Source organism: Paenibacillus vulneris (genome assembly GCF_039543185.1).
Classification (GTDB): Bacteria; Bacillota; Bacilli; order Paenibacillales; family NBRC-103111; genus Paenibacillus_S; species Paenibacillus_S vulneris.
The window spans coordinates 265,483-281,849 of record NZ_BAABJG010000015.1; the positions used below are offsets into that span (position 1 = coordinate 265,483).

At 46.5% G+C, this 16,367-nt stretch carries 11 protein-coding genes and 1 other annotated feature; all 11 genes read right to left on the reverse strand.

Annotated features, from left to right (window positions below; genetic code table 11):
* Positions 1-22 precede the first annotated feature (22 nt).
* The 11 genes from ABEA66_RS14835 to ABEA66_RS14885 all read right to left on the reverse strand — a co-directional run bounded on the left by ABEA66_RS14835 (position 23) and on the right by ABEA66_RS14885 (position 16,366).
* Positions 23-2,098: a beta-galactosidase gene (locus tag ABEA66_RS14835; RefSeq protein ID WP_345588404.1), complete on the reverse strand. Its 2,076-nt coding sequence runs from the start codon at positions 2,096-2,098 to the stop codon at positions 23-25.
* 14 nt (positions 2,099-2,112) lie between these two features.
* The gene (locus ABEA66_RS14840; protein ID WP_345588406.1) at positions 2,113-3,921 is read right to left on the reverse strand and encodes an FAD-dependent oxidoreductase; all 1,809 of its coding nucleotides are present in this window, start codon (positions 3,919-3,921) and stop codon (positions 2,113-2,115) included.
* Between the two features lie 17 nt (positions 3,922-3,938).
* Positions 3,939-4,799 carry a carbohydrate ABC transporter permease gene (locus ABEA66_RS14845; protein WP_345588408.1) on the reverse strand — a complete coding sequence of 287 codons (861 nt, stop codon included), beginning with the start codon at positions 4,797-4,799 and terminating at the stop codon, positions 3,939-3,941.
* Entirely contained in the window at positions 4,793-5,701 is a 909-nt protein-coding gene (locus ABEA66_RS14850; RefSeq protein ID WP_225948441.1) for an ABC transporter permease, read from the reverse strand. Before ABEA66_RS14850 ends, ABEA66_RS14845 begins: the two co-directional genes overlap by 7 nt.
* Positions 5,702-6,090: 389 nt before the next feature.
* Complete coding sequence (locus ABEA66_RS14855; protein WP_345588410.1) at positions 6,091-7,617, reverse strand: extracellular solute-binding protein; 1,527 nt, start codon at positions 7,615-7,617, stop codon at positions 6,091-6,093.
* A 214-nt stretch (positions 7,618-7,831) separates the two neighbouring features.
* Positions 7,832-9,337 carry a response regulator transcription factor gene (locus ABEA66_RS14860; RefSeq protein WP_345588412.1) on the reverse strand — a complete coding sequence of 502 codons (1,506 nt, stop codon included), beginning with the start codon at positions 9,335-9,337 and terminating at the stop codon, positions 7,832-7,834.
* A 4-nt stretch (positions 9,338-9,341) separates the two neighbouring features.
* A complete protein-coding gene (locus tag ABEA66_RS14865; protein ID WP_079913315.1) occupies positions 9,342-11,078 on the reverse strand; it encodes a sensor histidine kinase in 1,737 nt (578 codons plus the stop codon).
* 493 nt (positions 11,079-11,571) lie between these two features.
* Positions 11,572-12,363 (reverse strand): class I SAM-dependent methyltransferase, encoded by a 792-nt coding sequence (locus tag ABEA66_RS14870; protein WP_345588417.1) that lies wholly within the window; start codon positions 12,361-12,363, stop codon positions 11,572-11,574.
* A gap of 433 nt (positions 12,364-12,796) precedes the next feature.
* Positions 12,797-13,027: a binding site (T-box leader), on the reverse strand.
* 325 nt (positions 13,028-13,352) lie between these two features.
* A complete protein-coding gene (locus ABEA66_RS14875) occupies positions 13,353-14,546 on the reverse strand; it encodes a winged helix-turn-helix domain-containing protein (RefSeq protein WP_345588419.1) in 1,194 nt (397 codons plus the stop codon).
* Positions 14,543-14,734 (reverse strand): hypothetical protein, encoded by a 192-nt coding sequence (locus ABEA66_RS14880; RefSeq protein ID WP_345588421.1) that lies wholly within the window; start codon positions 14,732-14,734, stop codon positions 14,543-14,545. The genes ABEA66_RS14875 and ABEA66_RS14880 overlap by 4 nt, the downstream gene beginning before the upstream one ends.
* Positions 14,735-14,905: 171 nt before the next feature.
* Positions 14,906-16,366: an MFS transporter gene (locus ABEA66_RS14885; protein WP_345588423.1), complete on the reverse strand. Its 1,461-nt coding sequence runs from the start codon at positions 16,364-16,366 to the stop codon at positions 14,906-14,908.
* Between the last annotated feature and the right edge of the window lies 1 nt (position 16,367).

The following is a 16,367-nucleotide window of genomic DNA, read 5'->3' on the forward strand; positions in this document are numbered from 1 at the left end:
TGATCGATATAACCTCTCTAATTTATTTAACACCACTGCTATATTCACTTTCTTTTCTAACGAACACACGGTATCCGTATGCCGGAAGGCGTAAATATTGTTTGACCGGAGTACCGTCCAGATCGATGATAGACTCCTTGAATAGAATGTTCTGCTCTTGATCGGTGAAATTATGAAGGAAGATGTAATCCCGGACGCCGTCCGTACGCACCTGAGCATTGACGCCTTCCGACCAGTCCGCTTGAAGTGCTCGACTCAACCTGCAACGGGCGGCCATCGCACGATAAAAGCTGTCCAGAAAAGCAGGTTCGGTTCGCGCCGCCATATAGTAGACCTCTCCGTCTCTAAATCGGTTTAAGGTCAGTGCAGGATACCCTTGATAGAAATCCTCCTGGTACTCCGCAAGAACCTCCGCTGTCTCGGCATGAATCAGATCGCACAGCAGAGATACCGAATACGTTCCCATAAAGTCCAATCCCCCCTCCTTCATAGCAAGTGAATTGCAATCTTCAGGATACAGCGCATCAATCTCTTCCGACCATACTCCGGCCAGCTTGCGGAGCGGTCCCGGGAACCCATCCAAGAAGCAGAGATCGTTTTCGTCGACAATTCCGCTCCAATATGTCAGGACAAGCGTGCCTCCTGAACGGACGAAGGCCTCAAGCCGCTCAGCCATACCCTGCTTCAACATATACAGCATCGGAGCAACTACGAGCTTATATCGATCCAACGGACGATCCATGGATACAATGTCCACCGGTATCCCTTGCTTCCAGAATGGCTCGTAATGGCGCAGCACCTCCTGATCGTAGCTAAGATTAGGTTTTCGCGGTCCTGCGGCTCCTTCTACCGCCCATTTATTTTCGGTATCGTAAATGAGCGCGGTTTCTGCCGGGACAATCGTGCCAGTGACTGGCTCCAGCCGTTCCAGGAAATCGCCTATTTCCGCAACATCGCGAAACACTCTGGTATGCTCGTGCCCGCTATGGTCCACAACGGCGCCGTGAAACTTTTCTGAACTCCCCCTGCTCTTGCGCCACTGAAAATATTGCACTGAATCGGAACCGTGGGCTACCGCTTGAATAGAGGACAACGCATGCATGCCAGGCCGCTTCAGCTTGGCAACCTCTTGCCAGTTCGCCATGCTGGGAGTGCTTTCCATCAGCAAAAAAGGTTTCCCGGGCTTGAACGAACGGTACCGGTCGTGGGTGAAAGCCGTATGGCAGGCCGTCTGCCAGTCGGGACTCTTTCCATGCCAATACGGGTAGCTGTCCCACGAGATGATGTCCACATGCTCCGCCATTCGTTCGTAATTGATGACGCACCCGCCCAGGAAATTAGTTGTGACGGGAATATTAGGGGTAAGCCGCTTCAACGGCTCGATTTCCTGAAGCATAAAATCAATACTCTGATCGGTGACAAACCGTTTCCAGTCCAGTTGCAAACCGTGTAACATATGTTCCCCGATAGGGGAGGGTGACTCTATTTCCTCCCAGTCGGTATAGTTATGGCTCCAAAAGGTCGTGTACCACGCATAATTTAAACGGTCTAAATCATCGCCATATTTCTTCCGTAGCCATCCACGAAATGCTGCCTGGCACAAATCGCAGTGACACTCCCCATTGTATTCGTTGGAGATGTGCCACAGCAGCAAGCCGGGATGATTGCGGTAACGTTCCGCCAAAAGCGTATTGATGGTCCTGACCTTCTCGCGATATACAGGTGACGTATAACAATGGTTATGCCGGGTTCCGTACAAATTGCGCACCCGTTCCGGTCTGACCCGCAGCACCTCCGGGTATTTCCGGGCCAGCCATGCCGGCCGCGCCCCGCTGGGCGTGCCCAGGATGAAAGAGATGCCGTTGCGGCTCAGTTTATCGATGATTCTATCGAGCCATCCGAACTCGAATTGCCCTTCTTTCGGCTCCAGGCTGGACCATGAGAACATGCCCATGGTCATGACATTGCACTTGGCAAGATGCATCAGGCGCACATCCTCATCCCAGACTTCCGGCATATGAATCCATTGCTCGGGATTGTAATCCGCCCCATGCAGCATCCAGTTTAGTTGCGGAAAAAGCGGCTTGCGTTGACTCATTCATATCCCTACCTTCAATGACATCGGATTTCAAATATCCTCGCATGATCTAAGCCGTTTGTGCTCAGAACCTCGAGACGAAGCTTGTGCACCTGCTTCAACTGGACCTGGCAAGTAATCTGCCGTTGATAATTATCGCGAATGTACATCACTTGACAGCCATCTTCACGGGAATCCGCTAAATAAGCCGATACCCGAAACTCTTTCAAGGTTTCCGGTTGAGGCCCCCACACGTTCTGCTGATGCAGATAGTCTTCGTGTGTCAGCGTTAGCCTCCGGTGCATGCCCGTATCAAGCACAACGGTGATTTCGCGGATAGATACCGGTGATTTCCACTCCAGCTCGATCCAAGGCTCCCGGTCTTCCGGCAGCGCCATCCAACGGTGGGTGCCGGGAACGGACAGATTCGGCCTGACCCCTCTTGCTCCATGTATGGAACGGGTATGTCCGTCGATGACATTCGATGCCAACCCCTCTGGCTGCTCAGACGATGCCCGGACGATAGCCTGGCTCGCCAGATTGACCTCCGCTTGAATGCCAGGCAAATAAGCATCCTGTCGGATCAACTGCTGCTGTGTGTTCCTGATCAGCTCCCGGTCTTGCCATGCCAGATCCAACGGAATCTCATTGCGAATTGCCATCGCGGCGAACGTACCTGCACCCTGTCCCATTACGCCGCAGGTGGCCATAACCCGGGTACTTGAAAAGGCGATATGCGTAGCGGATATGTTCCGTCCGGCAAACATCAGATTGTCCACATTGACGCTGATCAAGGCCCTGAGCGGAATGCCATACACATAGTTGGTCACCGGCTGGCTGCTTGGCTCCCGGTCTTTTGCTTCAATTCCCTGCGGAGGATGCGTATCCATCGGCCACCCGCCATATGCTATCACATCCTCAAAGTGGACGGCTTCTTCCAAATCCGATTGTGTAAGGAGATGCTTGCCGATAAACCGGCGGGACTCCCGCTTGCCGGGGACGAAGCCGAACCAGTCCAAAGCCCAATTCTCTGACTCCGGATGGTTGCCACTGTTTTTGATATGATCCCAGATGCCCATCATGATGGCAAGCAGTTCGTCACGGATCGTTTCGTTATCGGCAATCGTATCCAGCAAACCACCGAACTCTACCCACCAATAACCGTATTCCCATGAGGAGTGGCTGCGGAACTTTAAATCCTCTTCCGTAAACTTTTTAGCCCATACAGGCGGGATAAACTTCATCGATTTGCCCATATTCCGGGTCGTAAACAGCAGCGAGGAACCGAGGCGGTACGAATCGGCATATTCTCCTGCATGGGACTCCCCATATTGACTGGAGGATTCCCGGCCTGTCATGAACAATGCTCCCGCTTCTTTGCCGAGACGCCCATCTCCTGTACAGTCCATGAAGATCTTGGCAAAGATTTCGAAGCGATGCTCCGTGCTTTCCCTAGCAGCCAGTACGGACAGAATCCGGCTGTCCTCCATCCGCACGCCAGTCACCGACGTGTTGAGCATCAATGTTAGGTTTGGTTCCGCTCTGCACTTTTCATATAAGATGAGATCAAACATCGATGCGCTTCGCTGTGGGTTGCGGACAGCACATTCAAGCAGGATTTCTTCCAGTATGCCGCCTTCCCTCGCTTCCGTCTCCAAAGCCTGCCTCCGCTTGGAATTCGCCGCACCAACGATATGCATGCGAATCTCGGATGATGCATTACCGCCCAATACGGGCCGATCCTGACATATCACAACCTTCGCACCGTTGCGGGCAGCCGCCAGTGCAGCCAACACGCCTGAAATACCGCCGCCTGCAACTAGTACCTCTGTATGCATTTGCATTTGAACCCCTCCGTTTTTCAACCTTTGATCGCTCCTAACAGCATGCCTTTAGTAAAATGTTTCTGCAGGAATGGGTACAGGACAATGATCGGCAAGGATGCTGTGATTACAGCTGCCATCTGCACCGTTTCGGTGGGCATCAAGTTTTCGACATTCTCCAATGGTTTCTGTGTCTGCACCAGGATTTCCCTTACAACCACTTGCAATGGGAACCAATTTCTATCTGTCATATACATAATGGCTTGATAAAACTCATTCCAATGGCCGACGGTATAAAACAATCCGATGGTCATTAAGGATGGAACCGACAACGGTACGACAATCTTCATTAAAATGCTCAGTTCCTTGGCTCCATCCATCCGTGCGGATTCGAATAATTCCTCGGGCAGGTTTTCAAAAAAGCTTTTCATGATGAGAATGTTAAACGTCCAAATTGCATTGGGCAATATCATGGACCATATGGAGTTGAGTAATCCTAAATTCTTCACGACGATATAAGTAGGAATCAATCCTCCGTTGAATAGCATCGTAAAGACAACCATCAGAAGAAAGAAACTTCGGCCAGGCATCTTCTTCCGGCTCAACGGATATGCCATAAGAAGCGTCAAAACCAAATTGACGGCGGTTCCTATAACCGTCAATACGGCCGTGACCCATAACGAGCGTGGAATTCCTGTTGTCGTAAATAGTTCTTTGTACGCAGTTAGATCAATTTTCCCTGGAATGAAAACGAATCCTCCGTTTTTCAGCACCTCGGAGAAGGGTGTAATCGATACGGAAACTACGTACATGACCGGAATGACGGCAGCCAAGCCTGCCAAGCCCAATATAACCATCACCGCACCGTCAAATAACTTTTCGTCCCAGCGATTTACCATATATTTTCCCCCCAGTGCTTCGCAAGCCGGTTAGAAAGCACGATCAGTATCATACCTACGAAAGATTTGAACAATCCGACAGCAGCCGCCAGACTAAAATTCAATTGCTGCAATCCCGTTCGGAATACCCATGTGTCCAATATATCCGCAACTGGATATACCTGAACATTGTATAAAATGTAAATTTGATCGAATCCCGCATCCAGAATGTGCCCAAGCTTCAGAATCAGAAGCATGACCATAACCGAGCGAATCCCGGGCAACGTAATATGCCATATCATTCGAAACCTTCCTGCCCCGTCCACCTTGGCGGCTTCGTACAGCGTCGGATCGATGCCGGTCATAGCCGCCAAATAAATAATGGCGCCCCACCCTAAGTCCTTCCAAATCTCCGAACCAACAAGTACCCCACGGAACAACTCAGTAGAGGTGAGAAAATTGATCGGACTACCGCCCGAATCCTTAATCCACTGGTTTACCAAGCCTGAATTTTCGGACAGAAGTGCAAGAAGAATCCCATAAATAATCACCCATGAAAAAAAGTGAGGCATATAGGTTAATGTTTGTATGAACGAATTGAACCATCGAACGCGGCATTCATTAAGTAGGACTGCAAAAAAGATCGGAGGCACGATTCCGAAAATCAGCTTATACAAACTGATAATAAACGTGTTGGACATGACCTGTGTGAAGTAAGGCGATTCATAGAACATCTTGAAATATTTGTACCAAGGGTCTGCCCACCCGCTAAACAAAATACCGTCAGAGAAATTAAAATCTTTGAATGCGATAATAATTCCATACATAGGGATATACTTAAAAATAATGTAATAAATCACTCCCGGCAGCAGCATGAAGTAAAAGGCCCGATTGCTCCATATCACGTTTCCAAGCCGTTTCATCTGAAGTCCTTTTACTGCTATTTCTTTCTTTACCGGCAAACTTCCTTGATCCATCGTCGGTTCCCTCCTTCAATATCAACTGGATTCCCCTGTGACCTAACAAGTGGTATCGGCCATCTCCTATTCTTTCAGCGGCTTCTCAGGATCGTTCGCTAGATTGCCGCTAAGCTATCGGGACATTTTGGGTATGGCACCATCCAACCGATTTTTCCGGAACGTATGGGTTTTTGCGTATGTTTGGTTATCCACGTGTGGTCATAATTTCGATATTCTTTGCTACTCATTCTTATTTATCTTATTGAAAGTACTAAAAAGCGAAGAACCAAGAAGAGATGAAACGGTTCTTCGCCTCCAAGAGTCATTCCATGTTGCTGCACAGACTGATTGCTCTATTTACCGTAACCCAACTCATTTAATTGCTTGGTCGCCGAGTTTAAAAAAGTCTTGTAGTTCATAGTCGTTTCAAGGTTTTTCAAGAAGTCATCATATTGGCTCAATGGCCGCTTTCCATAGGCGAACTTCGTGATCTCTTCCGAAATGTATCGGCTGGCATCTGCATCATTGTAACCGTCCGGATAGTTCAGGAAACCGTTAAGCGACTGAATACGGGGTTGTTTGTTCGCGAAATCGATAAATGGATATTGGGATGAGAATTTAATCGACAAATAATCAAGGTCCGGCCGGCCGGTGAATTGGTACATGTAGGTAAAGCCGGCTTCCGAAGCCATAAGCGGAGTCGGGACAACCTTGCCGTTTGCCAAATTATAGTGTTTGCCTTCCACGCCAAACTGGACAAGCTTCGAGCCTTCTCCCCCGGAGATATAATTCAATAGGTCGAACACTCTTTGCAGCTTCGTTTTGTCCTTCTCCAGTGCCTTCGGAATCGCCATCAATCCGGCTGCTTTACCGATATCCAATGACCCGGAGAACTGTCCTGCAGGACCCTTCGGCGCTTGCAACTGCACCCATTCGGCGTTCGGATTCACTTTCTTGATTTGCTCGACGTACTGTTCGTTGGTCAAATTCGTCCATTCCGTCCAAATGATTCCCGCCTGACCCTTGATGGCCTTATCCCTGGGCTGCGTGCCGGTATTCAATACATAATCTGGATCAACCGAACCACTGGCAGTGAATTTTGCAATAAAGGCAAGTGCATCCTTCATACCCGGATCATATAACGATTGGACGACCTTACCATCCTTGACGAAAAATTCACCTGGATTTGGGACACCATATCCTCCGAATACAGGGGAAAAAGCGGACAACAAGTTGACCCCTGTGAGTCCCATCAGTCCTGTGATACCATAAGTATCATTTTTTCCGTTGCCGTCTGGATCCTTCTCCGTGAATGCTTTGGACACGGCTAGCAGATCATCGAGAGTTTCGGGCGGCTTCAATTGAAGCTTGTCCAGCCAATCCTTACGAATCCAGTAAGATGCTTTCGGAGCTTGCGGCGCTTGGGCTATCGCATACACTTTGCCGTTAACCATACCTTTCTTCAGGCTGGAATCTCCTATGAAGGTTTTGACCGGCTTAAGTTCTTTTTCGAAATAGGGAGTCAGATCGAGTAGAAGTCCTTGTTCCGATAGCTGCTTCAACGAAGCTTTGTCAACGGAAAACAAATCCGGGTAATTACCAGAAGCCATCCGGACATTCAGCTGATTTCCATAGTCAGAGGCATAAGCCGTCAAGTTGATATCGGCATTCAGTGCCTTATTCAGATTCTCCCGAACAAAGTCCTTCTCCGGAGCGGGCAGGCCGGCTCCGCTTGTTATAATTTCCAGTTTGACCATCTTCGATGATTCTGGAGCCGCAGATGAACCGTTATCCTTCGCTTCGTCTCCACAGGCTGCAAGCAGACTGCAACAAAGTGCAACGGAGGTTGCGGACAACACGATCTTTTTATATTTAAACATCGATATCCCCCTTCTTTCCTGTCGTACTATAGATTGGAATCGCAGAAGGAAGATGAATCCCTGCAGTAGACGCCTCTCCCATTCTGTAAGACACCTTTATCATACCATCGTACCTGGAAGCAGATAAGAAACAGATTTAGTGGCCTCTTATACAAAATTAAGCCTTCAGAAACAAATCGGCCCCTCTCCACAAGCAGGAAAGGGGCGAGAAAATCTATTCATTGGACATGTGACTCTTTCTGAACTCACTGGGCGTCTGTTCTGTCCAGCGCTTAAAAATTTTCACAAAATATGCGGCATTCGCAAATCCGACTCTTTCTGCAATTTCCCCGACAGTTAATGTAGATTGGAGCAAATAAAACCGGGCCTGGTCAATCCTCACTTTATGTAAGTAATGGATCAATGTGCAGCCCATTTTTTTACTGAATAAGCCACTTAAATAGTGCTCATCCAAGGTGACATGCTCTGCCATCGATTTCAACGTGATTTCCGTATCATAATGGCTTTGGATATAATCCACAATCCTGTTGATCTCGGGATGGGCCGATGGCAATGTTGTCGTCTTTATCCATTTTGTTATCCAATCATCGATTCTGTCTTCCAAGACATCTCGAAGCTCTTCATGGTTTGCTGCGGACAACCAATCATCGGTTTGAACTTTCCCATAACCCGAAATAGCAGCAAACCTATTGTCCAATCGTTCCGCCGTTTCCACAACAATGGCCATGCTTGCATGGTTCTTTTTCATTTCGTCAAACATGACATTCAACTGGCGAATACAATTTATCTTATCTCGGCGCTCAAACGCTTGCAATATTTCGCGTTCCATGTTCCATAGGGTTTGAGAGGATATACCTGGCTGTTGGATGATTGAATCTGTTTTTGAATAGGCTATCCTACTTTTTCTGCTTTTATACCAGGATCTCTCAATGAGTCTGATCATACTTCTCCATGTAGACTCCAATTCGGAAATAGGCACGGATGAGGCCCATACGACTGAATATGCCATTGCCCCGTCCTCTTCCGGAGCTTGCGCAACAATTAGCTCGGAACGTGGAACCCAGGAAAAAAACGTGGTACAGCCATGGATTCTGAATTTGTGAATAACCAATGTTTCGATGGATTGAATTAACCCGAATCGAGTCAGATCCTCCTCACTGATCCCGTCGGTCCCGTGCAGTACTATACAAAGATCTGCATGCGTAAAGCCACTTGCGGAGATGCGCTGCAGCAAGACTCTCCGTTCCGGATCCGCTTCATCTATACCCTGGATCTGCCTCCACGTAAATTGGTATAACAATTCGAAATCACGATACGATACTTGTCGAGCAGGTATGGCGGCTTTGCTTAATTCTCGGCTGACCTTCTCCAACATCTCGCGTATCGTATCGACATTCAGCGAAAGCTTCAAAATATAGCTGGTCGCACCATACTCAAGCGCTTGTCTGGCCAATTCGAATTCATTCATACAGGTCAACATAACGAATGGACCCTCAAAGCCTTGCAGACGTGCCTTTCGAAGGAACTCGATCCCATCCATGAGAGGCATCATAATATCGCACAGAATGAAATGTGGAGACTCTTCCCGCATCACCTCTAGCGCTTCGATCCCATTGGCGGCTTCTCCTGCAATAACGAACCCCAACTTCTCCCAATCAATAATTTCTTTAATTAATCGCCTTACTCGCGTCTCATCTTCTACCAACAGCACTTTCCACATGATATCATTCTCCCTTCCCGTACGGTTCCGAAAGAAGCAGTGGGAATTTCAAACGGACGAGAGTTCCTTGCTCTCTCGAAACCGCCTCGAGCTGACCGTCGGATTTAAAAAGCAATTGCAATCGTTCCCGCAGATTGTTGATTCCGATCCCTTTGCTCTTGCGTAACGGTTGACGATTAGCGGATGCTTCCATCCCAATCCCGTTGTCCTCCACTTCCATGATCAGCGATTGATGCTCATTCACGACCCGGATCGTTATGCAGCCGTCTTGCTGCATCTGCGCAAAAGCGTGATAGAACGAATTCTCAACCAACGGTTGCAAACTCAACTTGGGAACAAGCGCATAACGAAGCGCTTCGTCATATTCGTAACGGACATTAATATAACTGTCGAATCTGAAATTCTGAATGCGCACATATGCCTTCACCAATGTTAACTCCTCGTCCAGATGGATCAATTCGGTTTGGACATTCAAGCTGGATTCCAATAGTTCGCCCAGGCAAACACAAATCTCCGCAATCTCTGAATCCTTGCGTTCCAAAGCGGTCCACTTGATCGCATTCAACGTATTTAAAAGAAAATGAGGATTCATTTGAGCGAGTAGCATTTGGAACCTTGATGCTTCCTTTTCCCTTTCCTCCACTTTTAACTTTTGTATCAAGCGGCGTATATCGCTAATCATTCGATTGAAGGTTGTCCCTAATTCACGAACCTCACCGGTTCCCAACTTTTCGGGCAAAGACGACCTAAACTCATCTCTCACAATGATGGACATATGATGCTGAAGAAGCTGCAACGGGCGTGTAATTCGATGGGAGATAATAAAGGTGATGACTATGAATAAAAACACAAAGGAGGCAAGAATGATTACCAGCCTGTGCTTAGCTTGATCGATGTCCCCGAAAAACGTATGAAGTGGAAAACTATTAATTACGTACCACTGATAAGAAGGCAAATAGACCGCATTCATCAGCTCCTGACCATTCGTCCAAAAACCTCCTGTTGCCGCTTGCCTCCGAACAACCTCTGCAGCCGGATCGGAAATAAATGCTGCCGGACTTGTCTTGGTAACAATGCCCCCCGATTGATTCATTATGAAATAATCCTGTCTCATCGTAAAAATACGGTACATAGCGTTCAGCCATTCCACATAATCGAAGCTGAGCAATATATGGCCGTCCAAGCTACCGTCCGGGCCAACCATATCAACCGTAAGTGTGTACATGTCCCGGAGACTTTTTCCGATTATTTGGTTGTTCTGCTTTTCGTAGCCTTCTGAATTTTTCCACCAATCTTCGCTGGCAAGATCTGAATAATTGATTTTATTTTCAAATGTTGTAATGACCTCCTGATGGCGGTGGTCGATCAGCGAATAATATACATGGGTGGGCAATGGAGAAAATCCGTCCTGCAACCGCTTTTCCCGCAATCGCTCCATCACTAATAACTGTCGTGCTTCAGTGTTTCTTGAATCATCCCGGAGGGCCGCCTGAAGTTCTTTATCATTGCTTAATACCAAAGACTCTCTAAATAGCGCGACCCTGATATTTTCCATGCTTTCTTTCACATAGCCCAACTGCGCTGCGCTTTGGGAGCTTATCTTTTCTTTCAACGTGCTTTCCAGCTCCCAGAAGTAATACATGACAAAGGACGCGGCAGGCAATAAAATAAAGAATAGAAACGAAACGAAAAACCGGTATTTGATTTTCTGTGGAAACCAAACCGATAACCATCGCTTCATCGCTACCGCCCTCCTCAACCCCCTGATTAATTAGCATAATATTGTCTTTATAGTAACATCAAAACCTGCGAATAAGTAAGGAACATTTTTCATCACAAATTATACATATTTAACTACATCTGTTGCTTAACCAGTTGCTGGTGTTTCGTGACATGACAAATAGGCATGTTTTTGCAATTAAACGGGCTTACAGTAGACATCCTATTTCTTTAATTAATCGATTGAGGTCGAGATTCGAGCTGGATGTAAAAATTGAAACGATAAAACAAAAAATCCGCTATATCAGCGGACCTTAATCGAATTATATTCTTGACACTCGACAAATCTAGTTATCATGCGGTAATAGCTCATTCATTTTTAGGTATTCGGTTAATTGATCGAAGGTACACTCTAAACGACCTCTCATGAAGAAAAGCAGGTTATTCTCTCCCTCAGTCGGAGATACGGGAACAATAATCGTTGTACGAGTCTTTTTTGTCCCCACTACTATACTTTAGCTATTTTGGCAAATAAGTAATGCATGGTTACTAACACCAACACAGGACGGGCTTTGACTCATAACGTCAGACAGTACCATCCATTCCTCCAATTGTTTATCAGACATTGCATTAATTGCTGTTGCACAGAATGAAAAATCAACTCCTAAATTCTTAATAACGGTTAAGTTGTTATTGGTGGCTGACATTTCCATTTCTTCAGGAGTTGTGAAAAAAAACACCTCTGGTCGTACATCGTCAGTACCTTTATTGAAAACGAAGTCGTTGGCCGTTTTACTCGGATAAGCTTCCGGTGCCATAAAGCATCCTCCCAAATAAGCACCAACTTTATTTATATATGCAAAAACGATAATACCATTTTCTTTACATATTCGTTTGCTTTCATGTATTACTAAATTGCGTTCCTCTGGAGGTAAGTGATACATCGGGCCTAAAATTAGTACAAGATCATAGCTTTTATCTAATATGGTTTCAAGTTTTGTTGCGTCACCAACTTGAGCTTTAATATTTTTTAGGCCGCTGTTCAATATTTTATGATTAAACAATGCGATGTTTTCGGGCGTAATATCAATTCCTAAATACGTATTGCATTTCTCAGCAAAATACATTCCATAGTGACCTGTTCCGCAACCAATTTCAATAACACTCTTTTCTGAGGAAATATACTCACCGATATATTTTTTAGTGTAGAAAGACTCCATCTCGCTAGCCTTATCATGGAAAAATCTTTTATCCTCTATTAAAGCATCTTTATAGTTCACTCGAATTTTCTCTTGATTTGATGACATTAGTTAAACCCTCCGTATATGTTTATAAATTTCAGTTTACCGTAACGAAAGCAAAGTAAGTCTGTTCTTAAGCGGGCACTTTAATAAAGTACGAAAAGGCATTTTGCTTTTTGGTATTGGAATTACATTAGAGTTGTAAATCAGCATTTTCTTGATGGGTCTTTGCTGAAAGACCGTACCTAATATAAATTTAGTGCTGATTTTTCTATCTTTAGAAGATGGGAACAACAAGAAAAAAGGTGAACGCTTGCACTTCTACAGAACGATTCCGCACTCTTCACTTCAGCAGCCTCCCTTAGCATCCGCAGTTTTAAGCCGGCGAATCATCGATCGGACCATCGCTGTCGGGCAACAGCTCCTTAACGTGTCATATATGTCAAGCGGGGTTGATTAAACCCGGTCTTTAACCAACAAAAAAACCCCGTCTCTATGTTATAGAGACGAGGTTAGACCCGCGGTACCACTCTAATTCATTTCATACGAAATGAGCTCAATTCGATGGCCATCACCATCTATCCCTGTAACGGTGGAAATCCGGCTTACCCTACATTGTCAGGCAGCTGTTCATAGACGAGTTCGAAATGAATGATGCTGCCGCTTCGCACCAACCAGCGGCTCTCTGAAAACTCGTATCACTTCTACTATTTCTAATTGAAACATTTGTTTATCGAATTAATTATTTGTTATTCTATGGCATCCGGATGCAGTTGTCAACCTAAATGCAAGAAATCTTTTTGGGGAAACGAGAACGTGATTACGGTTCACGGTTTCCGGTCACCTCTCGGACAAATGATAACGGCAACCTTGCAATACGGATGCAGGTGCAATCAATTTGGGAAAAAAAGTATTAGACTGACTGCAGCTGATCGTGGGACCAGCTGCTGCAGTGTCACATTCATCTATCAAGGAGCATCCTCGTTAAAGTATACGGATGAAGATTTGGCAACGAATAAAACAACTTTATCATCTCTATAGAAATACAGTATATATCAATTCATAGACTCTACCGAAATCGTCTCACACCCGTTGAATAACGCAAATTTTTGGAAACAACTTTTTAAAGCTGTTCGCAATTGCGTTGTTTGCTTCACACCGTTCTCGTACCAGATGTTTTTAACAACGAGCGTTCCAGTTTTTCGCTCCACGATTATCTCGGCTCGTCCAATGAAGCTCATTCCATATAATAGAGGCAGCACATAATAGCCGAATTTTCGTTTGATTGTAGGTGTGTAAATCTCCCAGGTGTAATCGAATCCAAACAATTCGTTGATCAGTTTTCTGTCCCATATGAAATTATCTAGTGGAGCAATCAGCTCGCAGCGCCATTTCGGCGCAGGATTTTGCAGAACGGCTTCAATAAGCGGCAAGTCCTCCACGCGGCAATAAAGTATATCCTTCACTTGTTCCACGGCAACAGCAACAATGCGAGCTTCGTGCAACAGCTGGTGGAAAACCTCGTTGCGCTGCTCCGCTTTCAATCCCCATATGTTCAGCCAAGCATCGGATGCGCGATTCCATAAAAGGCCAACTGCACCGATTCGACGCAGTACCCGCCACTTGTGATGCTCCAGCTCGCCCTCCAGCGGCTCCGGCGCATTCAGCAGATTTGGCTGTATGTACTTCCCCGCGATATCGTAATATTTACGCGTTCCTTTTTTGTGATGTATAATCAACTCGCCTGTCGAATACATCTGCTCCAGCACCGACCGTGATGAATTGTTTCCGCTGCTCCAGTGGATGGCCGATCGCCAAGCGAAATTTCCATCCAATTTTAGATCATCCGAACTTAGCGCACCGTGATTTTGGATGTGAGCTCGTACTTGCTCTATCAACGCTTCCATTTCGGGATAACGCTTGGCATGTTGTCTGGCTGCCTGCCTATACCGCTCAAAATACGGCCAGTCCTCGACGGGGATAATGGCCAAATTCTTGTCGGGATAATCGACAAGGATTCTATCATGATAAAGCAACTCGGCGAGCATGTTCTTGGTAAATCCTTTGATTCGCGACTGCAGCACCAGTTCGGCGTTTTTTCCGCAAACATCGATGGGATCGTATTGAATACAGCCGACCTGCCGTACAAAATCCAATACTCCCTGCTTTCCGGTAAAATGATATTCGCCCAACAACCCGTGCTTCAATAGCAGAAATTGCCGTGCCTGGCGGTTCGTCAATTGGATCATGTACACATCGGCTCCTTAACTAAACAAACGAGAGCCGTTTGCACATGATGATGGATGGCGGGATTGCTTATCTCAATAAAGTTACTAAGTGCTTCTAATGATGGTATCCATTGGGGTGCTTCATTAGCAACCCCCCTTCCTAATTTTCCACTAACCGAAAATTGCTCTTTTTCAATGATTTCAACCACGCTAATTCCTCCCCCGATCCGCTGGAAAATGCAAAAAAACAAACGCATGTTCCTATGTTACCATTACCTCGAGCATAAAAACAAGAGCTATTAAATGCTGCCCGTTAACGCAATGAAGCTGCCGATCGCCACCCTTTTTCGAGGGGGCATTTTCATTTTCAGGAGGTATGTTTATTCATTAGTGAAAATGTTTGCTGATTCCCTTCCGGTCTTGTGCTGCGGTCGTAGTAAAAATAGTCCAAGTAAGACTGCGAGTGCGAGAAAGACTGCGAAGAATCGGAAACCGATGTTAGAAGCTTGGATCAAAGCATCTTTCGATTGACCCAATTCCTGGCCCCCTGCACTAGATAATAATTGTGAAGCAACATCGGACTTGGCCACCAGCTGAACAACTGCCAACGCAAGCGCTTGGCTAATAGCCCGGCACATGTTGTATACGGTCCAGAACATACCTGAAGCAGAACCCGCTTGCTCTTGCGGAGCGGCTGATAGCACTGCTTTTGCAAGTGATGGCCAGGAAAGTCCGGTTGCAGCAGAAATGATCAAAAGCGGAGCGATGACTGCTATATTCGACAGCTTGGGGCCGAGCTGTCCAAGCATCAGTAGCGCGAGACCGATTAGAAATGATCCCAGCACAATCATTCTTGCGGGGCCTATACGATCGGCAAGCCTACCTCCGAAGGGAGCTGTGAACAGTTGGGGCACTGATAGCGGAATCAGCAACAACCCCGACTCCAATGGACTGAGGTGTAGTGCACCTTGCAAATACAGCGTAAGCAGTATGGTTACGGCGAAATAACCGATACAGTAGCTCATTGTAATTCCGAGCCCTATGGTATAATCACGATAAGTGAGAAGACCCAAATGAAACAATGGATGCTTAGCTTTCTTCTCAATGAAAACGAACGCAATCCATGAGAACAGCACTGCTGCGAACAGTCCGAATGTTCTTCCCGATACCCATCCCCAAGTCTGGGCCTCGGACAAGGCGATAAGCAGCGCGGTTAAACCTGTTCCGTACGTCAACACGCCGGGCCAGTCAGTCTTCGATTTTTCGCTTGATTTATCATCCTTTAGAAGTAGAATACCGGCAACCAAACCAACGATACCGATCGGAACGACCAAGTAGAACATGGAACGCCATCCAAAATCACCGATTAGTAAACCTCCGGCAACAGGACCAACGAGAGAGCCTGTCACCCATGCGATATTGTTAATGCCGAGTGCGACCCCAAGTTCATTAGGTGGAAATGTCCGTATCAAGATCGGAGTAGATGCCGCCATCGCCATGGCAGCACCGGTACCTTGCAGAAGGCGAGCCGTGATCAGAACTGTGCCGGAGTCTGACATACCGCAAAAAGCAGTAGCAATCGTGAACAGAGCGAACCCCCATAGAAAAATGCGCTTGGTACCGAACATATCGGACCATCGGCCAGAAGGAAGGAGGAATACTGTACTTGTGATATAGAACGAAGTAATCGTCCACATCCCCGTTCCAATCGAAAGATGCAAGTCCTCCATGAGCGAAGGGAGACCGTTAACCACAATCGTAGCGTCTAGATTAGTAATAAATGATACAAGTGTAACCACGAATAAAATGGACCATTTGCCCGACTGCTTGATTTTCATCATC

Excerpts from the sequence above, each read along its gene's own strand:
- ABEA66_RS14850 (WP_225948441.1), bottom strand. The coding sequence starts at position 5,701 with ATGAAACGGCTTGGAAACGTGATATGGAGCAATCGGGCCTTTTACTTC.
- ABEA66_RS14835 (WP_345588404.1), bottom strand. The coding sequence starts at position 2,098 with ATGAGTCAACGCAAGCCGCTTTTTCCGCAACTAAACTGGATGCTGCAT.
- ABEA66_RS14870 (WP_345588417.1), bottom strand. The coding sequence starts at position 12,363 with ATGTCATCAAATCAAGAGAAAATTCGAGTGAACTATAAAGATGCTTTA.
- ABEA66_RS14860 (WP_345588412.1), bottom strand. The coding sequence starts at position 9,337 with ATGTGGAAAGTGCTGTTGGTAGAAGATGAGACGCGAGTAAGGCGATTA.
- ABEA66_RS14840 (WP_345588406.1), bottom strand. The coding sequence starts at position 3,921 with ATGCAAATGCATACAGAGGTACTAGTTGCAGGCGGCGGTATTTCAGGC.
- ABEA66_RS14865 (WP_079913315.1), bottom strand. The coding sequence starts at position 11,078 with ATGAAGCGATGGTTATCGGTTTGGTTTCCACAGAAAATCAAATACCGG.
- ABEA66_RS14885 (WP_345588423.1), bottom strand. The coding sequence starts at position 16,366 with ATGATGAAAATCAAGCAGTCGGGCAAATGGTCCATTTTATTCGTGGTT.
- ABEA66_RS14845 (WP_345588408.1), bottom strand. The coding sequence starts at position 4,799 with ATGGTAAATCGCTGGGACGAAAAGTTATTTGACGGTGCGGTGATGGTT.
- ABEA66_RS14875 (WP_345588419.1), bottom strand. The coding sequence starts at position 14,546 with ATGATCCAATTGACGAACCGCCAGGCACGGCAATTTCTGCTATTGAAG.
- ABEA66_RS14855 (WP_345588410.1), bottom strand. The coding sequence starts at position 7,617 with ATGTTTAAATATAAAAAGATCGTGTTGTCCGCAACCTCCGTTGCACTT.